At 52.6% G+C, this 19540-nt stretch carries 16 protein-coding genes and 1 pseudogene; 7 read left to right on the top strand and 10 right to left on the bottom strand.

Annotation, left to right across the window (positions count from 1 at the left end):
- On the top strand, positions 1-213 hold a 213-nt coding region (locus CXF87_RS21965), incomplete at its 5' end, for a hypothetical protein (RefSeq protein ID WP_232774869.1).
- A gap of 107 nt (positions 214-320) precedes the next feature.
- Here CXF87_RS21965 and CXF87_RS09780 read toward each other — a convergent pair.
- The 4 genes from CXF87_RS09780 to CXF87_RS09765 all read right to left on the bottom strand — a co-directional run bounded on the left by CXF87_RS09780 (position 321) and on the right by CXF87_RS09765 (position 5626).
- A complete protein-coding gene (locus CXF87_RS09780; protein WP_101146498.1) occupies positions 321-2126 on the bottom strand; it encodes an acyl-CoA dehydrogenase C-terminal domain-containing protein in 1806 nt (601 codons plus the stop codon).
- A gap of 257 nt (positions 2127-2383) precedes the next feature.
- A complete protein-coding gene (locus CXF87_RS09775; protein WP_101146497.1) occupies positions 2384-3151 on the bottom strand; it encodes an SDR family NAD(P)-dependent oxidoreductase in 768 nt (255 codons plus the stop codon).
- A gap of 26 nt (positions 3152-3177) precedes the next feature.
- Complete coding sequence (locus tag CXF87_RS09770) at positions 3178-4848, bottom strand: AMP-binding protein (protein ID WP_101146496.1); 1671 nt, start codon at positions 4846-4848, stop codon at positions 3178-3180.
- Positions 4849-5056: 208 nt separating this feature from the next.
- Entirely contained in the window at positions 5057-5626 is a 570-nt protein-coding gene (locus CXF87_RS09765) for a TetR/AcrR family transcriptional regulator (RefSeq protein ID WP_101146495.1), read from the bottom strand.
- Between the two features lie 126 nt (positions 5627-5752).
- On the opposite strand from CXF87_RS09765, the gene CXF87_RS09760 reads away from it, so the two are divergent.
- Entirely contained in the window at positions 5753-6940 is a 1188-nt protein-coding gene (locus tag CXF87_RS09760) for an acetyl-CoA C-acyltransferase (RefSeq protein WP_101146494.1), read from the top strand.
- 44 nt (positions 6941-6984) lie between these two features.
- Here the strand turns inward: CXF87_RS09760 and CXF87_RS09755 are convergent, their stop codons facing one another.
- The 3 genes from CXF87_RS09755 to CXF87_RS09745 form a co-directional block, all read right to left on the bottom strand.
- Positions 6985-8124, bottom strand: a complete 1140-nt coding sequence (locus CXF87_RS09755) for an SLC13 family permease (protein WP_232774868.1) — start codon at positions 8122-8124, stop codon at positions 6985-6987.
- Positions 8125-8201: 77 nt separating this feature from the next.
- A complete protein-coding gene (locus CXF87_RS09750) occupies positions 8202-9902 on the bottom strand; it encodes a methyl-accepting chemotaxis protein (RefSeq protein ID WP_101146492.1) in 1701 nt (566 codons plus the stop codon).
- Between the two features lie 24 nt (positions 9903-9926).
- On the bottom strand, positions 9927-10340 hold the full coding sequence (locus CXF87_RS09745; protein ID WP_101146491.1) for an arsenate reductase ArsC: 414 nt from the start codon (positions 10338-10340) through the stop codon (positions 9927-9929).
- A gap of 150 nt (positions 10341-10490) precedes the next feature.
- Between CXF87_RS09745 and arsH the strand changes: the two genes are divergently transcribed.
- From arsH to CXF87_RS09715, 5 genes are all read left to right on the top strand, one after another.
- Entirely contained in the window at positions 10491-11228 is a 738-nt protein-coding gene (gene arsH, locus CXF87_RS09740) for an arsenical resistance protein ArsH (RefSeq protein WP_101146499.1), read from the top strand.
- A 13-nt stretch (positions 11229-11241) separates the two neighbouring features.
- Positions 11242-12321, top strand: coding sequence for an ACR3 family arsenite efflux transporter (gene arsB / locus CXF87_RS09735; protein WP_101146490.1), 1080 nt, complete (start codon positions 11242-11244; stop codon positions 12319-12321).
- Positions 12322-12333: 12 nt separating this feature from the next.
- Complete coding sequence (locus CXF87_RS09730; RefSeq protein ID WP_101146489.1) at positions 12334-12999, top strand: NADPH-dependent FMN reductase; 666 nt, start codon at positions 12334-12336, stop codon at positions 12997-12999.
- Positions 13000-13469: 470 nt separating this feature from the next.
- Positions 13470-13988 (top strand): arsenate reductase (azurin) small subunit, encoded by a 519-nt coding sequence (locus tag CXF87_RS09720; protein WP_101146488.1) that lies wholly within the window; start codon positions 13470-13472, stop codon positions 13986-13988.
- A gap of 16 nt (positions 13989-14004) precedes the next feature.
- Positions 14005-16485, top strand: coding sequence for an arsenate reductase (azurin) large subunit (locus CXF87_RS09715; RefSeq protein WP_101146487.1), 2481 nt, complete (start codon positions 14005-14007; stop codon positions 16483-16485).
- Between the two features lie 75 nt (positions 16486-16560).
- Here CXF87_RS09715 and CXF87_RS09710 read toward each other — a convergent pair whose 3' ends face one another.
- From CXF87_RS09710 to CXF87_RS09700, 3 genes and pseudogenes are all read right to left on the bottom strand, one after another.
- Positions 16561-17712, bottom strand: coding sequence for an MFS transporter (locus tag CXF87_RS09710; protein WP_101146486.1), 1152 nt, complete (start codon positions 17710-17712; stop codon positions 16561-16563).
- Entirely contained in the window at positions 17709-18947 is a 1239-nt protein-coding gene (gene arsJ, locus CXF87_RS09705; RefSeq protein WP_101146485.1) for an organoarsenical effux MFS transporter ArsJ, read from the bottom strand. Before arsJ ends, CXF87_RS09710 begins: the two co-directional genes overlap by 4 nt.
- A pseudogene (locus CXF87_RS09700) lies at positions 18925-19540 on the bottom strand (type I glyceraldehyde-3-phosphate dehydrogenase); the annotation flags it as partial. The gene arsJ and the pseudogene CXF87_RS09700, both read right to left, overlap by 23 nt.

Raw genomic sequence — 19540 nt, 5'->3', positions numbered from 1 at the left:
ACCGTTGAACTGGCTTGCCGCAGCGAGGAAGGCGTATTCTACGCATTTCCTGGTGGTTGTCAACCGCTGTATTTAGCGGGTGAAGCGAGCGACAAAACATGTGCTAACCTCCTGACAAACCAAGGCTTTTACACCTTATTCACCGCTGGTAACGCTTGGCGTCCCCGGCAGCGGATGCGTACTTTAAGGCCTCACTATCAAGATAGCAAGTAAAAGAAGTTATTGCGTATAAAAAAAGCGGCAGAAGGAAAACCTTCTGCCGCAAACCACCGATCAGAACGACTGACCAGAAAGTGCTCCTTTAACGTCTTAGCCGTTAATTAAATCTCAAAGCCCAAGCCAAAGTCTTCGCTGGAGATGGCCATCAGGCTGGAAGCGCCCGACTGAATCATTTGCGCATGCGCCTTTGTGCGCGGTAATAGCCGCTGATAATAGAAGCGAGCAGTATTCAATTTAGCAGCATAGAAGGCTTTATCTTCGCCCTCTAAAGAACCAGATGCCTGCTTGGCCGCACGAGCAAATAGGTACGCCAGCGTGACGTAGCCGGAGTACATAAGGTAATCGACGCTTGCCGCGCCTACCTCTTCGCGGTCCTGCATCGCTTTCATACCTATGCCCATGGTTAGCTCACCCCACTCTGTGTTCAGCTTTGCCAGAGGCCCGATAAACTCTTTAAGCGCCGGATTCTCTGATTCAGCCTTGCAGAACTGGTGAATCTCCTTGGTGAACACTTTCAACGACTCACCCTGACTCATAAGGACTTTACGACCCAGTAGGTCGAGCGCCTGAATACCGGTAGTGCCTTCATACAAGCGAGTAATACGCGCATCGCGTACCAGTTGCTCCATGCCCCACTCTTTAATAAAGCCATGGCCGCCATAAGTCTGAACACCCTCATTGGTGCTTTCAAAACCGACTTCGGTCAAGAACGCTTTTACAATCGGGGTTAGCAATCCCAAAAGCGTGTCGGCACGCTCTCGCTCTTCACCTGGCTGACCATGCTCTACAACATCCAGCATTTGAGCGGTGTATAGCACTAGCATACGCCCGCCTTCGGCGAAGGCTTTCTGAGTCAGCAGCATGCGTCGAACATCGGGATGGACGATAATTGGATCAGCGGGCTTCTCAGGCGCCTGCTTGCCTGACAAACCTCGCATTTGCAGGCGATCACGGGCATAGCTCAACGAATTCTGGAAGCTGGCTTCAATCAAACCCAGCCCCTGAATACCTACTCCAAGACGCGCAGCGTTCATCATGGTGAACATACACGCCAAGCCTTTATTCGGGGCGCCCACCAGATAGCCGGTTGCGCCATCGAAGTTCATCACACAGGTAGCGTTACCGTGAATACCCATTTTATGCTCTAAAGAGCCACAGCTAACACCATTGCGCTCGCCAGGATTGCCTTCGGCATCAGGCATAAACTTAGGCACCACAAATAGCGAGATACCTTTCGAGCCTTCGGGTGCATCAGGCAGTTTTGCTAGCACTAAATGGACGATATTCTCAGCCAGATTATGCTCGCCAGCAGAGATAAATATCTTGGTACCGGTAATCGCGTAAGCATCGCCTTCAGTGGGCACCGCCCGCGTTTTGATCAAGCCGAGATCGGTACCGCAATGCGATTCGGTTAAACACATCGTGCCGGTCCATACGCCCTCCACCAATTTGGTGAGGTATGTAGCCTTCTGCTCATCGGTACCGTGATGGCGCAGTGCATCCGCCGCGCCATGGGAAAGCCCTGGGTACATGCCCCATGCCAAGTTGGTTGCGCAAATCATCTCCGAAAGCAGCATGGCTAACGAATGCGGCAGCCCCTGCCCGCCATGCTCAGGATCGGCGGCCAAGCTCGGCCAGCCGCCTTCTACATATTGCTGATAGGCTTCTTTAAAACCATTTGGCGCTTTTACTTCGCCCCCTTCTAACAAGCACCCTTCTGCATCGCCGCTTTGATTAATCGGCAGCAGTACTTCGCGAGCAAAACGCGCACCTTCCTCTAAAATAGCGCTGACGACATCGGGCGATGCCTCGTCACCACCCGGCAAGCGCGCGTAGTGAGCAGGATAATCAAGCATTTCGTCCATAACGAAACGCATATCACGAATAGGGGCCTGATAAGTGGGCATCGCACTTCTCCTAAAACACTCTCCTACAACCGGGGGATCAAAAGCCGAATTATATTTTCAAAACAGAAAGCGGCTTTCAAACACATGTTTGAAAACTAGCGCGAGCGCTCAACAGAGTCAAGCGAGCGTTTGAATTTAGCGCTAAAACGCTCTACAACTTTGGTAGCTAATGCTGCAAACCTCTAATGCCAGCAATAAAAAACTCGCCAGCCAAAAGCTGACGAGCCGTCTCAATGTGATTCTATATAGCTGAAGCGTTACTGCATGCGTATGCCGCCATCTAAGCGAATGAGTTCGCCATTCAGCATTGGGTTGGTAATAATTTGCTCGGCTAATTGAGCAAACTCATCCGGCTTACCCAACCGCTTGGGAAATGGCACCGCTGCCGCTAGCGCCTGGGCAGCCTCATCGGGTATCTCGCTCATCATTGGTGTTTCAAAAACGCCTGGGGCAATTGCCATAACTCGAATGGCATGACGCGATAACTCGCGCGCCGCTGGCAAGCTCATACCCACAACGCCCGCTTTAGAGGCGCTATAAGCACACTGCCCTACCTGACCATCAAAAGCCGCAATAGAAGCAGTGTTAATAATCACCCCGCGCTCCCCGCTCTCATTAGGCGTATTTTTAGCCATCGCCGCCGCGGCGAGGCGCATTACGTTAAAGGTACCCACCAGGTTGATGTTGATGGTTTTAATGTAGCTATCTAGATCAGCCGGCTTTCCCTCACGATCAACCAACTTGGCTACGCTAACGACGCCCGCACAATGAACCACACCTGAGAGACCGCCCTTGCCACCCAGCGCTACCGCGGTATCGACCGCCTGCTGCATTTGCTCGGCAGAGGTAATGTCTGCCAAACACGCTTGAGCATGCTCCCCCAACTGCTGAGCATGTGCGTTTACACTGTCATTTAAATCGCATAAAACGACCCGAGCGCCCGCAGCCACCAAACGCTCTGCCGTTGCCGCGCCAAGACCAGAAGCGGCCCCAGTAATTAAAAAAGTACTGTCCTTAACCTGCATAACCATATTCCCTATAAGCGTTATGTTTATTTGGCTGCCTTAGCTTCTTCTGCTGCTTGGGCACGCAATTTAAAGCGCTGAATCTTGCCACTGGGGGTTTTGGGTAACTCATCGACAAACTCAATAACGCGTGGGAAAGCGTGAGTCGATAACCGCTCACGCACTCGCTGCTTGATCTCATCGGCAAGTGCTTCACTTGCCTCATAGCCTTCTCGCAGTACGACATAGGATTTGATCACTTCGCCACGGATCTCGTCTGGCTGCCCCACCGCCGCCGACTCTGCAACAGCCGGGTGTGTCATTACGCTATTCTCAACATCCGTTGGCCCCACCCGATAACCTGCGGTGGTAATAATGTCGTCGTCCCGCCCGGCAAATTGAAAGGTGCCATCTTCATTGCGGATCACAACATCCCCGGTAAGGTAATAGCCTTCTACAAAGGGATTTTTCTCCTGCCAGGTGTAACCTTGAAAGAAGTGCGCAGGTGAATTCTTGATATCCACGGCAAGCACCCCAGGCTCACCCGCAGGCAGCTCATGATACTCGGCATCCAAAATCGCCAGACGATAGCCCGGCATTGGGACGCCCATCGCACCCACATGCTTAAGGTGATCAAGTGCATGGTGGTTATTGCACGTCATGCCGGTTTCAGTTTGCCCATAATGGTCCATGACAGGACAGCCAAGCGACTTCTCAACCCAAGTGACCACTTCAGTGTTCAAAGGCTCTCCGGCTGAACTCGCTGCACGCAGCTCCAAGGTTTGATGGGCGTCATCAAACAGGCCTGATGCCTTCATCAGCCGGTAAGCGGTAGGGGCAGCGGCAAAATTGGTAATGTGGTGGCGCTTCATAAACGCCAGCGCCCCCTCAGCACTAAAGCCCGCTTCACAAAAATGGGTCGTCACACCGAGCAGCAGTGGCCCCGTGATCGCATAGTAAAGGCCATACGCCCAGCCTGGGTCAGCCATATTCCAAAAGCGGTCATCACCACGCAGGTCAATGGCGAGCTCCATATAGATCGCGAAGGCAGTCATTCCAGACAAGGGAACAGCAACACCTTTGGGCTTGCCCACGGTGCCAGAGGTAAACATTTGTAGAAAAGGTTGTTTAGGCGATAGCCTTGGCGGTTTATCGCTCATTGACGTATGCGTCAATGCAGCTTGCCAATCATGATCATCCGCATGTTCGCTGGTTGCACCACCGATTGCCAGCACGGGCGGGCACTGGCTCAAGCCATCAAACTTATAGCGATTGGCGTGATCAGTAATCACCAGCTTGGTATCTGCACGCCCTAAACGATAGTCCACGGCATCAGGACCAAAGGCAGTAAATAGAGGTTGATAAACCGCGCCAATACGCCATGTGGCGAGTACCGCAATCAAAAGCTGTGGTGACCGCGGCAACATACAAGCAATGCGATCACCTTTACCTAGCCTTTGAGCCTGAAACCAACCCGCCAATTTAGCGCTTTGCGCATCCAACTCAGCATAAGTCAGGGTGTGAACCGCCCCTTGGGTATCCTCTTGAACTAGCGCTAGCACATCGCCGCGCCCTTGGCGCACATGCCGACCACAGCAGGCTTCGAAAGCATTCAACATTCCATCCTGATGGTCATCCAGGCGAGCAATAACGCTCTTGATAGAAAAGTTTTCAAGGTAGTGCTGATAGTCGGGCAGTGATTGTGGTGTAGCTGTCATGATGGCTCTCTAATGTAGATGATCATTGTTGTTAGTAATGAGCGCAAAGCAATACAGGTAGGGCGCAGGCTAGGTCGCTAAAATTATCCGTTGACGTTAACGGAAACTTTAAGTTAAAAGCAACGCTAAAAGTAATCGTCTTAGAGAGCAAGCACTCTGATGAATTAAAGCGTTAGACGTTGGTAGGAAGCTGTATAGCGCAAGCAGTTCAAGCAGGCGGGGGCATAATCATGGCGACAAGCTCATCAGCGAGTTCATCAGGGGAACGGGGACCATTAGGATCATACCAGCGTACGGTCCAATTCAGTGCCCCGAGCACGAAGCGCGAGACCAGAAAGCGGTCTCCATGAATCAGCCCTGCTTCTAAAGCATCATCGATGACAGTAACCCACAGCGCCTCATAAGCATCGCGCAAATGACTTAAATGAGCACTTGCATCAGGATCGAGTCGACGCCACTCAAAGAGCGCCACTACATGAGCATTACGGTCAGTAAAAAGCGTTTCGAGATGGGCACGAGCCATAACGCGCAGGCGCACTTCAGGGTCAGAGGCACACTCATCCAGTGCTTTACGTGCAATTACTAAGGCGTTTTGAGTACCTTCTTCGATAACCGCTGCGAGGATTTCCTGCTTGTCTTTAAAATGATGAAACAAGCTACCAGACTTAATCCCCATTTCCTGCGCCAGCATACGCACGGTGGTGCGATCAAAGCCCTCTTGAACGAAGAGCTGGGCGGCAAGGCGCGTCAACTCCTTGCGGCGAGGTGATGCATTCATTACATTCATGTTATTTACACTAGCGCTTGCTTGGTTACTCTGGAGAAAACCACAGCACCGCCTACGGGTCAACGTATCACCCACTACGCAACCTGATAATCACAATAAATCTGAAGGAGATTGACCATGAGCAGCCCCACTGACGTTGTATTTCTCGCCGCCAAGCGCACCCCTATGGGCGGCATGATGGGCAGCCTTTCGAGCATGTCGGCACCAGAGCTTGGCGCAATCGCCATCAAAGCAGCCATTGAAGAGGCGCGCATTGACCCCGCTCTGATAAGCGAAGGCATAATGGGCTGCGTACTACCAGCAGGCGTTAAGCAGGGCCCAGCGCGCCAGGCGATGCGCCAAGCGGGCATTCCCGATGCCAATGGAGCCACCACCATCAATAAGCTGTGTGGCTCTGGTATGAAAGCCGCCATGCTTGCCCATGATTTAATCAAAGCAGGCAGCGGAGATATTTTGCTGGCGGGCGGGATGGAGTCCATGTCTAACGCCCCGCACGTGCTGACCAAAGCACGCGGCGGTTACCGGTTGGGACACGGCGAGCTTAAAGACCATATGTTTTTGGATGGGCTTGAAGACGCCGAAACGGGCAAGCTGATGGGCGTGTTTGCTCAAGATGTCGCCACAGAGCGTGGCTATACGCGCGAACGCTTGGACGATTTTGCCATTGCCTCGCTTGAGCGCGCCATAGCGGCCACTAACGCAGGCCACTTAAACGCTGAGATGGCCCCCGTCACGGTTTCCACGCGCCAGGGTGAACATCTGGTCGAGCACGACGAGCAGCCTTTCGAAGCTAAACTCGACAAAATCCGCCAGTTGCGCCCTGCTTTCGCCAAAGATGGCACCATTACCGCTGCCAACGCCAGCTCGATTTCCGATGGTGCCTCGGCGCTGATTTTGGCCAGTCAGAAAGCCGCGGATCAGCACGGTATTAAACCTTTAGCACGCATGCTCGGCCACACTACCCATTCACGCCACCCAAGTGAGTTCACTATCGCGCCGGTGGGTGCGATAGAAAAGCTGATGAAAAAGCTAGGCTGGGGCGTTAATGATGTAGATCTATTTGAGATCAACGAAGCCTTTGCCGTGGTGACACTTATGGCGATGGATGATCTAGGCCTGCCCCATGACAAGGTGAATGTTTTCGGTGGTGCCTGCGCCCAGGGCCACCCGATTGGCTCAACCGGCTCGCGCATTATTGCCACGCTGATACACGCGCTGCGCACTAAAGGCGGCAAGCGCGGCATTGCCAGCCTGTGCATCGGCGGCGGTGAAGCAACGGCGGTTGCCGTCGAGCTAATCGACTAACCCCTCCTCGCAAGGAGTTAATCCCGAGAGGTAGCGCCCTGTCGCTACAATAACAGGGCGTTTTTCCAAAACGCAGCAAACAACCAAGCAAGGCCTAACATAGGCAGAGACCAACGGTGAAACTCTGTCCAAATGCCAGGCTGACGAGCCAAGCGCAGGGCAATTAAATTAGCCATCGAGCCTATCGCCAAACCAAAGCCACCGACACTGACGCCCCAGGCAAGCGGCTGCCACTCACTCTCCTCCGCAAGTAACAGCGTTGCCGGTACGTTGGAAATAACTTGTGAAAGCAGTACACCTACGCTGATATCGCCACCGGGCCACTGGCGCATTGTATTAATTGCCTGCTGAACGACATTTAGTTCACCGATGACACTTAAATTGATGAACATTAATACGAACACTACCAGCAGCATCCAATCGATGCTGAACACCGCTCGCCGGGCCACCCATAACATCGCTAGCATTACGCCGGCCATCGCTGGCAACACCCAGCCCATGTCCACTGCAATCAAAAAAAGCGGGTAGCCGATTAGTGCCGCCCATAGTGGCTTTTTGTGCCGTATTGTTGCTGCAATAGAAGCTGACTCCAAATGTATTGACGCTTTAGGAAACGCCAAGGGAATAAGGAGCAAGAGCAGCAGCATCAAACCAACACCCAGCGGTAGCATTACCCATAGAAATTCGCCAAAGCGTAGGTCTGAAAGCTGCCATAGATAAAGGTTTTGTGGATTCCCAATCGGGCTCAGCGATGACCCCGCATTGACCGCCAGCGCTTCAAACACAATTAAACGCGCAATAGGCAGCGTTGCCATCCTGGCGAGACTAAGGGTCAGTGGCACGACAATAAACAGCGCCACGTCATTGGTGACGAAGGCAGAAAGCAGACCTGAAAACAGCACCAAACCCACCGCTAGGCGCCTTTCACCCTTCAGACGGGCCAATAACTGGCGTCCCCAGAGCGTTAAATAACCACTGAGCTCCAACGATCGGCTGAGCAGCATAAGACCGGTTAACACAGCAAGCGTGGTCCAATGCACCCGCTCAGCCATCTCCGTCAATGACTGAGGTTCCAGCCACCACAAAACGACCCATAGGCCGCTCATTGAGAGCAGCATAGGATCGTTCAGTAAACGCTGAGAGATAAAGACGACGGGCGAGATGAGCCGTTGGATCAATTGCAAAACATTAGTCGCTCAGAGAAAACCGCATGATAGCGCTGACTGCCTCTGAATAAACGCAAATTACTGTTTTTAGTATTTTAAGCAGACGTCATCACATCGGTTTGACGATGGCGCTGCCCATCAGAGCTAGGTAAAGGGGTTTGTTGATGACTAAGCTGCTCCCATTCAGGGTATTCGCCGTTATGTTCATTGATGTCAGCCAAGTTCATTCCGGGGGCTTTTTCGGCAACACTAAACTGCCCAGCATACTCGCGCATTTGCAAAGCCTCCTGGGATAAACCTTCAGCGCTCTGGGCCGCCTGGTTGACTAAGCGCATGGTTCCTTGCGTCGTCGTATCAATTTGCACCACCGCCTGATTAACCTCTTCAATGCCGCGTCGCTGCTCCTCAGAGGCATTGGCGATTTGAGTCATTAGCGTATCCACGTTACTGGCAGCCTGCATTATCGCACGAGTATGTTCACCCGCTTGCTGCGACAATACACTGCCCTGTTGGACACTCGCACTCGACGCTTCAATGCGTGATCGAATCTCGCTGGCAGCATTGGCACTGCGGGTTGCCAGCGCCCGCACTTCATTTGCCACGACTGCAAAGCCACGCCCATGCTCACCAGCACGCGCCGCTTCAACCGATGCGTTCAGCGCCAATATATTGGTTTGGAAAGCGATGCTCTCAATCATGCGGATGATGCTTTGGATCTCTTCAGAGTGATCATTGATCGCTTCCATCGTGGTAATAAACTGGGTAATGACCTCGTCACCCTGCTGCGCCTTATGGGAAACATCCGCGGTCGATTGGCTCACATGCGCCGCACTTTCCGCATTTTGATTTACCGTCGCGGTTAGCTGCTCCAGGCTCGCCGCCATTTGCTGTAAGGCAGACACTTGGGTATCGGTTTGGCTGGCCAAGAGCTGGTTCTGCTCAGTCATTTCCTGGCTGCTGCTATAGACCTGCTGGCTGCTAGCAGTAAGTCGATCGACGGTTGTCGTTAAAGCGCTCTGCATACTGGCTAGCTCACTAAACAGCTGACCAATTTCATTGGTCGAGTGAGCTGAAACGGGCGTGGATAGATCGCCTTTAGCAATACGTTGAAAATGCTCGGTAATGACTTTTAAAGGGCGAAGCACATTCTTGCGCACACCCCACACCACCACCGCCACCACTAACAGCGCGGCACCCAGCACCGCAATGACGCCCCAAAACAGTAGCGATGATACTTGCTCGTAACGTGCGAGAAGACCGTTACCCCGCTGGTTTAAGGCGTTAAAAAATGCCTCTGCACTCTGCACAAATTGCTGGCTGCTGTCATCTACCCGTGACTCTCCTGACAGGAAACCAGAGACATCCCGCTCTTCCAGCATCATCATCTGCAGACTAAGGTTATTGTTAACGAACGATTGAAAATCAGCGGCCAATTGATCAACTAACGCTTGCTGCTCAGGCTCAAAATCACTCGCCGAAAACTGCCCGAAGTTGACTGCCGCCGCATCCAACAACCGCTGAGATTCATCGATAAGTGGGGCAGGACGATCAAACGACGGGGTGCGAATTAGCTCTGCTGCACGATTCATTTGGATACGCGCACGTAATAACTGCGTGTAAGCACTATTAAGCTCACTGACCTGCGCCATGTCCCGCTGATGTAGCGACGTGAATGCATCGCGGCCAAAATGATTAGCGAATAGCCCCAATGCGCCAATCACGACGACCAAACCACTGAACGCCAAGAGCACCAGCGTCCAACTCGCCTTGACGCTTAAGTTATTGATCAATTTCATCACGACCTGCCCCTATGAGTAAGATTAAGCAGACTTATGCAGGGGCAGCCATAGCTGCAGGCGACGACGAATTTCCAATAATGCCTGCTCGTAAGCGTCTGGCTTGCCAATCAGACGCGGGTCGCGAATATCCCAGAACAGCACTTCACCCGCCTGCCCTTGCCAGTCCCGACAGGCTTGCTGAGCCTTGTCACACAGCACAATGACAAAATCGAAGGTCTCGCTCTCAAACACATCCAGCGATTTACTGCGTAAACCTTCCGTGGGTAGTCCCTGTTTTCGCAATGCATCAAGCGTCAATGCATGGGGCTCATCCGGTTCAGAACCAGCGCTAAACGATTCAAAACGATCACCTGCCATATGGCGAAGCAACGCCTCTCCCATTAAGGACCGTGCAGAGTTAGCGTTGCAAAGAAACAACACGCGGCGCTTCGACATAAGGAAATAGCCTCTAATGTAATTAATAGCTGTCACTTTACGCTGGATTCATGACGGCAATATTGCAGCTTGCAGTCGACGCTAGAAATATACGAAAAAACATATATGATAGAATCATTAACCTTAAATGGCGTTAAACAGGTAGCCCTAATGTCTTCACTCAACGATTTACCCCATCTAACCGATTTACCTAACATCGACAACGCGCTGTTTGAGCGCCCTAGCAGTGAGCACCTAGGCGTTCCACAAAGTGTCGATCATGCACCTAGAATATTGCTGTTATACGGTTCTTTGCGTGAGCGCTCGTTTAGTCGTTTAGCCGTTGAGGAAGCAGCACGCCTACTGACCGCCATGGGAGCAGAAACGAGAACTTTTGATCCTAAAGGCTTGCCGCTACCGGATGCTGAAGATGCCAGCCACCCCAAAGTTGATGAACTACGTACGTTAGCTCAGTGGTCCGAAGGCATGGTGTGGTGCTCCCCTGAACGCCATGGCGCAATGACCGGCATTATGAAAACGCAAATAGACTGGATTCCACTTTCGCTAGGCGGCGTGCGCCCGACTCAAGGCAAAACATTGGCAGTAATGCAGGTTTGTGGCGGCTCACAGTCCTTCAATACGGTCAATCAGCTGCGCATATTGGGGCGCTGGATGCGTATGCTGACGATTCCCAATCAATCGTCAGTGCCGAAAGCCTTTATGGAATTTGATGAAAACGACCGAATGAAACCCTCCCCTTTCTACGACCGTATCGTCGATGTGATGGAAGAGTTGGTGAAATTTACGCTGTTGGTGCGGGACCGCAGTGACCTGCTGACAGACCGTTATTCAGAACGTAAAGAGAGTGCTGAAGAACTCTCTAAGCGTGTTAACCAGCGCGCTATCTAATCAGGAGCTTTCCATGTCAGCACGGCAAGATATTACACCGCCCACCACTGCCGAAGGAATGGGGCTGTTTGAGCGTTACCTGACGCTTTGGGTAGCACTGGCTATTGTGGCGGGCATTTTACTCGGACAGCTCCTGCCAGCAGTACCGGAAACACTTTCCCGCTTTGAAGTAGCGCAGGTTTCCATTCCGGTCGCGGCGCTTATCTGGGCAATGATTTTCCCCATGATGGCGCAAATAGACTTCACATCACTACTCGGTGTGCGGCGCCAGCCAAAAGGTTTGATCATTACCACATCGGTGAACTGGCTGATTAAGCCTTTCACCATGTTTGCCATCTCCTGGTTCTTTCTTATGGTGGTCTTTCGGCCCTTAATTCCAGCCGAGTTAGCCAGCCAGTATTTAGCAGGCGCGATTCTGCTCGGTGCAGCACCATGTACAGCAATGGTGTTTGTGTGGAGCTATTTAACCCGCGGTGATGCGGCCTATACGCTGGTGCAGGTGGCGCTTAATGACCTGATCATGCTGTTCGCTTTCGCGCCCATCGTGGTCTTCCTCCTAGGCATCTCCAATATTCAGGTACCCTGGGATACGGTTGCCCTGTCTGTTGTGCTCTATATTGTGATCCCCCTGACGGCAGGTTATATAACGCGCCAAACCCTGATCAAAAAGCGCGGCGCAGAGTGGTACGACAACGTCTTTATGAAGCGCGTTGGCCCCATCACCCCGATTGGCTTGATCATCACCCTCGTGCTTCTATTTGCCTTCCAGGGCGAGGTGATTCTGAATAACCCGCTGCATATCGTACTCATCGCGATTCCACTGATTATTCAAACGTTTCTGATCTTCTTTATTGCCTACGGCTGGGCCAAGGCTTGGCGGGTGCCGCATAACGTTGCAGCCCCTGGCGCTATGGTCGGTGCGAGTAACTTCTTTGAACTGGCGGTCGCAGCGGCTATCGCACTGTTTGGCTTACAGTCAGGTGCCGCGCTGGCCACCGTCGTCGGCGTGCTAGTCGAAGTGCCGCTCATGCTGGCACTAGTGCGTATCGCCAATAAAACCCGCCACCATTTTCCAGCAGAAAACATTCAATAGGAAACAAATGCCATGGCTCATTATTTAATATTTCTAGGTTCGACCCGAACTAGCACACCCCCTTCCCCTGCCCGCCTTGGCGAGAGAGTAGCCAACGCCTGCGAGCGTTTGCTTTCATCACTCCCTAACACCACGGCCGAGATAATTGACCCGTTAACACTGAATTTAAGCGACCCATTCAAGCCCCACTTTGCTTATGCAAAAGCCGATGCACCGAGTGATTTATCGCAGTTGGCCGATAAAATCAGTGACGCCCATGGCTATGTAATGGTGAGCCCTGAATATAACCACTCCATGAGCCCTGCCCTGAGCCATCTGCTTAATCACTTTGGCGCGTCACTGTTTGCATTTAAACCCAGCGCTATTGTGACCTACTCGATGGGCCAGTGGGGCGGCGTGCGTGCAGCCGTTGCCATGCGTACATTTCTATCAGAGCTTGGCTGCTTGCCGGTGTCGGCCATGGTACATATACCCAAAGCCCAGGATGCGCTGAGTGAAGACGGTCACTTTGCCCAGAATCAGGAGCGTTGGGAGAGCTATTTTGGCCGAACACTAGGTCAACTAATGTGGTGGGCAGAAGCCACCGCTAGCTATAAAAACCAAGTTGACCCAACGAAAGTATCGCCCGCTTTTAAAACCGTTCCTGCCCAGCGTAATGCGCCTGGTAGTGAATCGTGAGGTCTCCATGCCTGTCATACTATTTATCACAATCCCAACTGCACTACATCGCGCAATATGCTGACAATAATCAAAGCTTCTGGGAAAAAAACCAGAGGTGATTCATTATTTGCAAATGAAACGCTGCTAATTATCAGCTATTCCTGCAGTCTGCAAACGAACTTGCCTTAGATCCCGCTTCAACTGACATAGCCATCTGACATAGCCATCTGGCCCAAGTTTGGTCATGGGCTTCCCTGATGAGTGCGTCATTGCATTGATAAATAGCGGGTAAGAAAGTGAAATACACAAAGAACTCATCAGAATTTCAGCAAACCTAAGTCTGAAATTGATATAGCAGTGATGAGTTATTCTGTCTTGCGCGTCTGTCAGGGCAGAACTACGCTATATTTCGGCTTAACAAATTCGGATAACCATATATAACTCCCCCCAGCTAGGGCTTCTCGACAATAACAATGGAGTGTCAAACGATGACACGCTTGAGTCGCCGCACCTTTCTTAAGTTAACCGGCAGCAGTGCCGCCCTGGGTACTCTTTCGCTGGCCCCCATCACTCAGGCGGAGCAAGGCAATCCCTCTGCCGCGGGTAACACAAACCTGCCCTACCCAAATGAGGTGATCGCCCGACTTAGCGAGTTGACGGTCAACCAACCGCTTTACTTCACTTACCCCGACATCCACTCACCCTGCGTGGTAATCCGCAGAGACCGTGAAGTTAAAGGAGGCGTGGGGCCGAACAAAGACGTAGTGGCTTTCAGCACACAATGCACCCATATGGGCTGTCCAGTGAGCTACGACCAGGAGGCTGAAACTTTCAAATGCCCCTGTCATTACAGCATATTCGATCCCGATAACATTGGTCAGATGGTGATTGGGCAAGCGACCGAGAATTTGCCGCGAATCATTCTGGAGTATGACGAGGCTGAAGATGCCCTGAGGGCGGTGTCGATTGATGGTCTTATCTATGGCCGTCAGGCCAATATCATCTGATTCGGGAGTATCAAAAATGTCACAATTTAAAGACCGTATTCCTCTGCCTCCAGTGAATGCTCAAAAGACCAATATGGCCTGTCACTTCTGCATTGTTGGCTGCGGGTACCATGTCTATAAATGGCCTGCCAATCAAGAAGGCGGCAGAGCGGCTAACCAGAATGCGCTAGGGCTCGACTTCACTCAACAGCTACCAGCCATGCAGCTAACCATGACCCCCGCCATGGTTAATCGGATACAAGAGCACGATGGCCGTGAATACAGTATCATGATCGTTCCTGATAAGGAGTGCAGCGTCAATAAAGGGTTATCCTCAACGCGTGGCGGCCAAATGGCCAGTGTGATGTACTCGAAAGGAACCCCCATCAGCGAGCGTCGCCTCAAATATCCCATGATCTACACTGGGGACGATTGGTCAGACACCCATTGGGAACATGCCATGGCTCTATATGCTGGCTTGACCCAACGTATCCTCGATAATGACGGGCCGGATCAACTGTTTTTCAATCTCTTCGATCATGGCGGCGCTGGCGGCGGCTTCGAGAACACCTGGGCTACCGGCAAACTAATTTTTGAGGGCATACAGTCAAAAATGGTGCGTATTCACAATCGTCCTGCCTACAACTCAGAATGCCACGCCAGCCGCGACATGGGCATTGGCGAGCTCAATAATAGTTACGAGGATGCAGAGGTGGCCGATGTTATCTTTTCCATCGGCGGAAACTCTTATGAAACTCAGTCTAACTGGTTCCTGGCCCACTGGGAGCCGAATCTAAGCGGGTCTAACATCGCTAAAAAGCGGGAATGGTTTCCTGGCGAGTCAGTAAGCAAAGGTAAGGTTATTCTAGTCGACCCCCGACGCACCCCTACTGTCGCTATCTGTGAAACGATTGCTGGGAAGGAGAATGTTCTGCATTTAGCAATCCAACCAGGTACAGATACTGCCTTATTCAATGGGCTGGTGACCTATGTGGTAGACCAAGGGTGGCAAGATCAAGCCTTTATCGACGAACACACCAGTGGTTTCGAGGAAATGCTAGCTGCCAATCGCATGGGACTGGACGAGTGTAGTCGCATCACCGGCGTGAGTCGGGCCGATATCGTTAAGGCCGCCGAGTGGGCCTATAAACCTAAGGCCAGTGGCCATGCCCCACGTACCATGCATGCCTATGAGAAAGGCGTGATCTGGGGAAATGACAACTATCGGATTCAGTCCGCAATCGTCAATCTGGCTGTGGCTACCCACAATGTAGGTCAACGCGGCACCGGCGTGGTTCGTATGGGCGGTCACCAGGAGGGCTATGTGCGCCCACCCTACCCCGGCGGACGCCCAGCACCTTATATTGATCAAGAGCTGATCAAAGGTAACGGCATGATGTTGACGGTGTGGGCCTGCAATGCGTTTCAAACCACCATCAATGCCGAGACTTACCGGCAGGTCATCAAGCGTCGTGCTTCCATTGTTAACCAAGCGCTGGCCGAAGCGAGAGGCGTCACTTCTCAAGAAGATTTGATCGATATTGTCTATGATGCTGTCAAGAATAAGGGCGGTCTATTTATCGTAGATATCGATCTTTACCGCACCAAGTTTGCCGAATATTCACATATGGTTTTACCAGCCACCCATCCGGGCGAAATGAACCTGACCTCTATGAACGGTGAGCGTCGGCTTCGGCTGTCTGAACGCTTTATGGATCCTCCCGGCATCGCTAAGCCTGATTGTCTCATTGCCGCCGATATGGCTAACGCTCTAAAGCAACGTTATGAATCCGTAGGTAACGCTACGATGGCCGAGCGTTTCGCTGGATTTGACTGGATGACCGAGGAGGATGCCTTCAACGACGGTTTCCGCATGGCGCATGAAAAGGAAATTGATAGCCAAGGCGGGCCTACAGGACACTTAGCCACCTATGAAAGATTGCGTGTGGCTGGCAATAATGGCGTCCAACTTCCCATCAAAGAGTATCGGGATGGCAAGCTCATTGGCACCGAGATGCTCTATACCGACAATAATTTCAGTACCGACGATGGCAAGGCTCATTTCCAGTCATCACCCTGGAACGGTTTCCCCGACGTGGTTCAGCAGCAGAAAGCGTCTTATGACTTCTGGATCAATAACGGAAGAACGAATCATATCTGGCAAACGGCTTACCACGACCAATACCTGGCTTTCCGCAAAGGCCGCTACCCGATGGCACCAATAGAAATCCACCCACGGGATGCCCAGGATTTAGGCATTGCCAATGGCGATATCGTAGAGGTCTATAACAACTACGGCTCGACCACCGCCATGGCCTATTTGGAGCCCGACTTGGAACAAGGCCAGGTATTTATGATGTTTGGCTACCCTAATGGGGTACAGGGTGATGTCATCAGCGATTGGACAGACAGAAACCATATCCCCTATTACAAAGGCACCTGGGCGAATCTTCGTCGGATAGGGTCAAACCCCGCTTACCTTCGTGATGCAACCTTCAAACGTCGACGCTATAGCTAGGGTAAGGAACTCCGGGGCTGCCTCAAAAAACCGCCGAGGATAGTGTGTTGGTGACTTAAAGGAGCCCCGGGAACGTCAGGTGCGACAACGAATCATTAGTAACGCCAACAGAGCGCTCACCATCAAGCCAGAGGTCAACCACAGAGCTCCAGCGCCGTATTGTTCTATCAATAGGCCAAACAGCAGCGGCGCAAACGCTTGCATGGCCCGCGCCGGGGCAATGATTAAACCCTGGCGACGGCCAAAACCCGCAGGACCAAACAGAGCCAACGGCAAGGTGCCAGACGCAATAGTCATCATGCCATTGCCAGCACCATGTAGCAGCGCAAAGCCCGCAGCGGGCATACCTAGCGTTGCCAGCAGCGCGGCACCTAGTGGATGGAGCGTTGTCGCCACACGCGCCGCCACCAGCGGGTGTAAGTGGCGTAATAAAGCGAACTCACCCAGCCGTGCAGCCACCTGGGCAGGCCCTACCAGCGCGGCAGCGGCCACGGCAACGGAGAGAGAGACACCGGTTTCTTGTAGTAGTCTAGGAAGATGAGCCGCCATCGCCGTCGACACAAACCATCCGGCTGCAAACACAAAAGCTAATAGCACTATGGCTAAGCGGGGCCGATCAGGCAGTGGAACAGGCTTTTCGTCTTTATGTTCCGTCTGGCTAGCCCCTGCTTTTGGCAAGAGTGCATTAAGCGGCAGCCCTATCACGATATGCAGCATGGCCCAAACACCGCAGGCGGTACGCCACCCAAACTCGTTTTCCAATAGCGCCGTCACCGGCCAGCCGATGGTGCTGGCAAACCCCGCTAGAAGCGTAACACCGGTAATGGAAGCTCGTGCGCTGCGCCCTAATAATCGCCCCAAGGTGGCAAAAGCGGCGTCGTATAAGCCCATCGCCATGCCTATACCAGTAATAAGCCAAGCGAGCATTAAGGTGAACACACCTTGAGACAGCGCCATTATGATTAGGCCAAGAGCCATGATACCGTTCGAGGCCATTAATACGCCTCGCCCACCGCGTATATCAATCCAACGGCCAACGCTGGGGCCAAGCATTGCAGTTAACAGCAAGGCCGCAGAGAATGCGGCAAACACCCAACTGGGCGGCACACCTAAATCGCGGGCCATGGGCACCGCTAAGATTGCAGGCAAGTAGTAGCTAGATGCCCAGGCCAGCGTTTGCGCGCTACCTAACGTTAGCGTTAAACCTAGCCTAGGCGAACGGATCATGCGGTTTGTCTAGGCAACGCTAGTGCCATCGCTGAACTTGCTGCCACTAAAGCAGCCGATACCCACAGACAGGCACTCAGCCCGTAAGCCATATACAGCCAGCCCGACAATAGCGTGCCGACTAAACGCCCCATGGCATTGGCCATATAGTAAAAGCCGACGTCCATCGAGACGCCGTCGGCGCGGGCAAAGTGAACAATCAAATAACTGTGCCAGCTGGAGTTAATCGCAAACAGCACCCCAAAGGCGAGTAAGCCAACAACTAACCAACCTACTTGTGCCAAAGGCAGCATCGCCAACAAAATTGCCAGCACCGCCAGCGCGGCCGCCCACCCGGCCGTCAGCAATCGAACATCGCCTTTAATTAGCCGGGTTAATTTTGGTGCCTGGGTCTGCACGCCGCCATAACCAATGACCCATATCGCCAACAGCCCGCCCACGGTCCAGTGGGTCCAGCCGTGCTGGTCGTATAGGAAAACCGGCAGTGCCACTACAAACCACACGTCCCGGGCTGCAAAAAGACAAAACCGCGCTGCGGAAAGCACGTTAATCGCTCGTGATTTTGAGAAAATCTCGGAGAACTTAGGCTTCACTTTCTGACGGCCAAGATCCGCCTTTAAACGCAGCAGCGAGAGCAGTAGCACACCAGCCAGGATCACGGCCATCACAAACACTGCAGCCTGGAAGCCAATCAACGTTAACAGCAGCCCGCCAACAAAAAAGCCCAACCCTTTTAGCGCGTTTTTAGAGCCAGTCAGCATGGCTACCCATCGGTAAAGCGAGCTGTTAGCGTTAGCGCTCTCTTTAGGAACCAGTACCTTAACGGCGCTTTTAGCGCTCATTTTGTTAAGGTCTTTGGCAATGCCCGACAGCGCCTGAGCGGCCATTACCCAGGTAACGGTTAGCAGGCTCGCGGGCACCATTAACATGACCAGGGCCACAATCTGCAAACCTAAGCCCACGTTCATGGTGCGATTAAGCCCGAGACGCGCGCCCAGCCAACCACCCACTAAATTGGTCACAACGCCAAAGGCTTCGTAGAACAAAAACAGCATTGCGATGGCTAACGGCGAATAGCCCAGTTGGTGGAAGTGCATCACCACCAGCATGCGAAGCGCGCCGTCTGTTATCGTAAACGCCCAGTAGTTGCCGGTAATCAGCATGTACTGGCGCACCTCGAAAGGTAGCGCCCTTACCCGCGCAAGCAATGAATCAGCCACGCTCCACCTGCTCATGCCCTACCATCAGGGATAGCTCAGCGGTTCGGTTCGCATAACCCCATTCGTTATCGTACCAAGCGTAGAGTTTTAGCTGCGTGCCGTTGACCACCATGGTAGACAGCGCATCGATAATGGAGCTGCGGGGGTCAGTGCGGTAATCGATCGACACCAACGGGCGCTCTTCATAGCCCAGAATGCCTGCTAGCGGGCCATCTGCTGCGACTTTTAATGCAGCGTTCACCTCGTCCACGGCGACTTCACGCTCAAGCTCAAACACCATATCGGTAAGCGAAGCATTCGTCAGCGGCACACGAATCGCATGGCCGTTTAACTTGCCTTCTAGCTCAGGAAAAATGGCGGTAATCGCTTTCGCTGAACCCGTTGTGGTGGGAATTAGACTCATGCCACAGGCACGCGCACGGCGAAGGTCTTTATGCGGGGCATCCAGAATCGTTTGAGTATTGGTAATGTCATGTATCGTGGTCATTGAGCCATGACGAATACCGAAGCTGTCCTGAATGACTTTGACCACTGGTGCCAAGCAGTTGGTGGTACAACTGGCAGCGGTAACGATCTTATGCTGCAAAGGATCAAAGAGATGATCGTTT

It is taken from the genome of Halomonas sp. MES3-P3E, assembly GCF_002836035.1.
GTDB classification, from domain to species: domain Bacteria; phylum Pseudomonadota; class Gammaproteobacteria; order Pseudomonadales; family Halomonadaceae; genus Vreelandella; species Vreelandella arctica.
This window is presented reverse-complemented; position numbering and strand designations above follow the sequence as displayed.

What these genes read in the sequence shown, in the direction of transcription:
- CXF87_RS09780 (WP_101146498.1), bottom strand. Translation starts at nt 2,126, where the DNA reads ATGCCCACTTATCAGGCCCCTATTCGTGATATGCGTTTCGTTATGGAC.
- CXF87_RS09775 (WP_101146497.1), bottom strand. Translation starts at nt 3,151, where the DNA reads ATGCAGGTTAAGGACAGTACTTTTTTAATTACTGGGGCCGCTTCTGGT.
- CXF87_RS09770 (WP_101146496.1), bottom strand. Translation starts at nt 4,848, where the DNA reads ATGACAGCTACACCACAATCACTGCCCGACTATCAGCACTACCTTGAA.
- CXF87_RS09765 (WP_101146495.1), bottom strand. Translation starts at nt 5,626, where the DNA reads ATGAATGCATCACCTCGCCGCAAGGAGTTGACGCGCCTTGCCGCCCAG.
- CXF87_RS09760 (WP_101146494.1), top strand. Translation starts at nt 5,753, where the DNA reads ATGAGCAGCCCCACTGACGTTGTATTTCTCGCCGCCAAGCGCACCCCT.
- CXF87_RS09750 (WP_101146492.1), bottom strand. Translation starts at nt 9,902, where the DNA reads ATGAAATTGATCAATAACTTAAGCGTCAAGGCGAGTTGGACGCTGGTG.
- CXF87_RS09745 (WP_101146491.1), bottom strand. Translation starts at nt 10,340, where the DNA reads ATGTCGAAGCGCCGCGTGTTGTTTCTTTGCAACGCTAACTCTGCACGG.
- arsH (WP_101146499.1), top strand. Translation starts at nt 10,491, where the DNA reads ATGTCTTCACTCAACGATTTACCCCATCTAACCGATTTACCTAACATC.
- arsB (WP_101146490.1), top strand. Translation starts at nt 11,242, where the DNA reads ATGTCAGCACGGCAAGATATTACACCGCCCACCACTGCCGAAGGAATG.
- CXF87_RS09730 (WP_101146489.1), top strand. Translation starts at nt 12,334, where the DNA reads ATGGCTCATTATTTAATATTTCTAGGTTCGACCCGAACTAGCACACCC.
- CXF87_RS09720 (WP_101146488.1), top strand. Translation starts at nt 13,470, where the DNA reads ATGACACGCTTGAGTCGCCGCACCTTTCTTAAGTTAACCGGCAGCAGT.
- CXF87_RS09715 (WP_101146487.1), top strand. Translation starts at nt 14,005, where the DNA reads ATGTCACAATTTAAAGACCGTATTCCTCTGCCTCCAGTGAATGCTCAA.
- CXF87_RS09710 (WP_101146486.1), bottom strand. Translation starts at nt 17,712, where the DNA reads ATGATCCGTTCGCCTAGGCTAGGTTTAACGCTAACGTTAGGTAGCGCG.
- arsJ (WP_101146485.1), bottom strand. Translation starts at nt 18,947, where the DNA reads ATGAGCAGGTGGAGCGTGGCTGATTCATTGCTTGCGCGGGTAAGGGCG.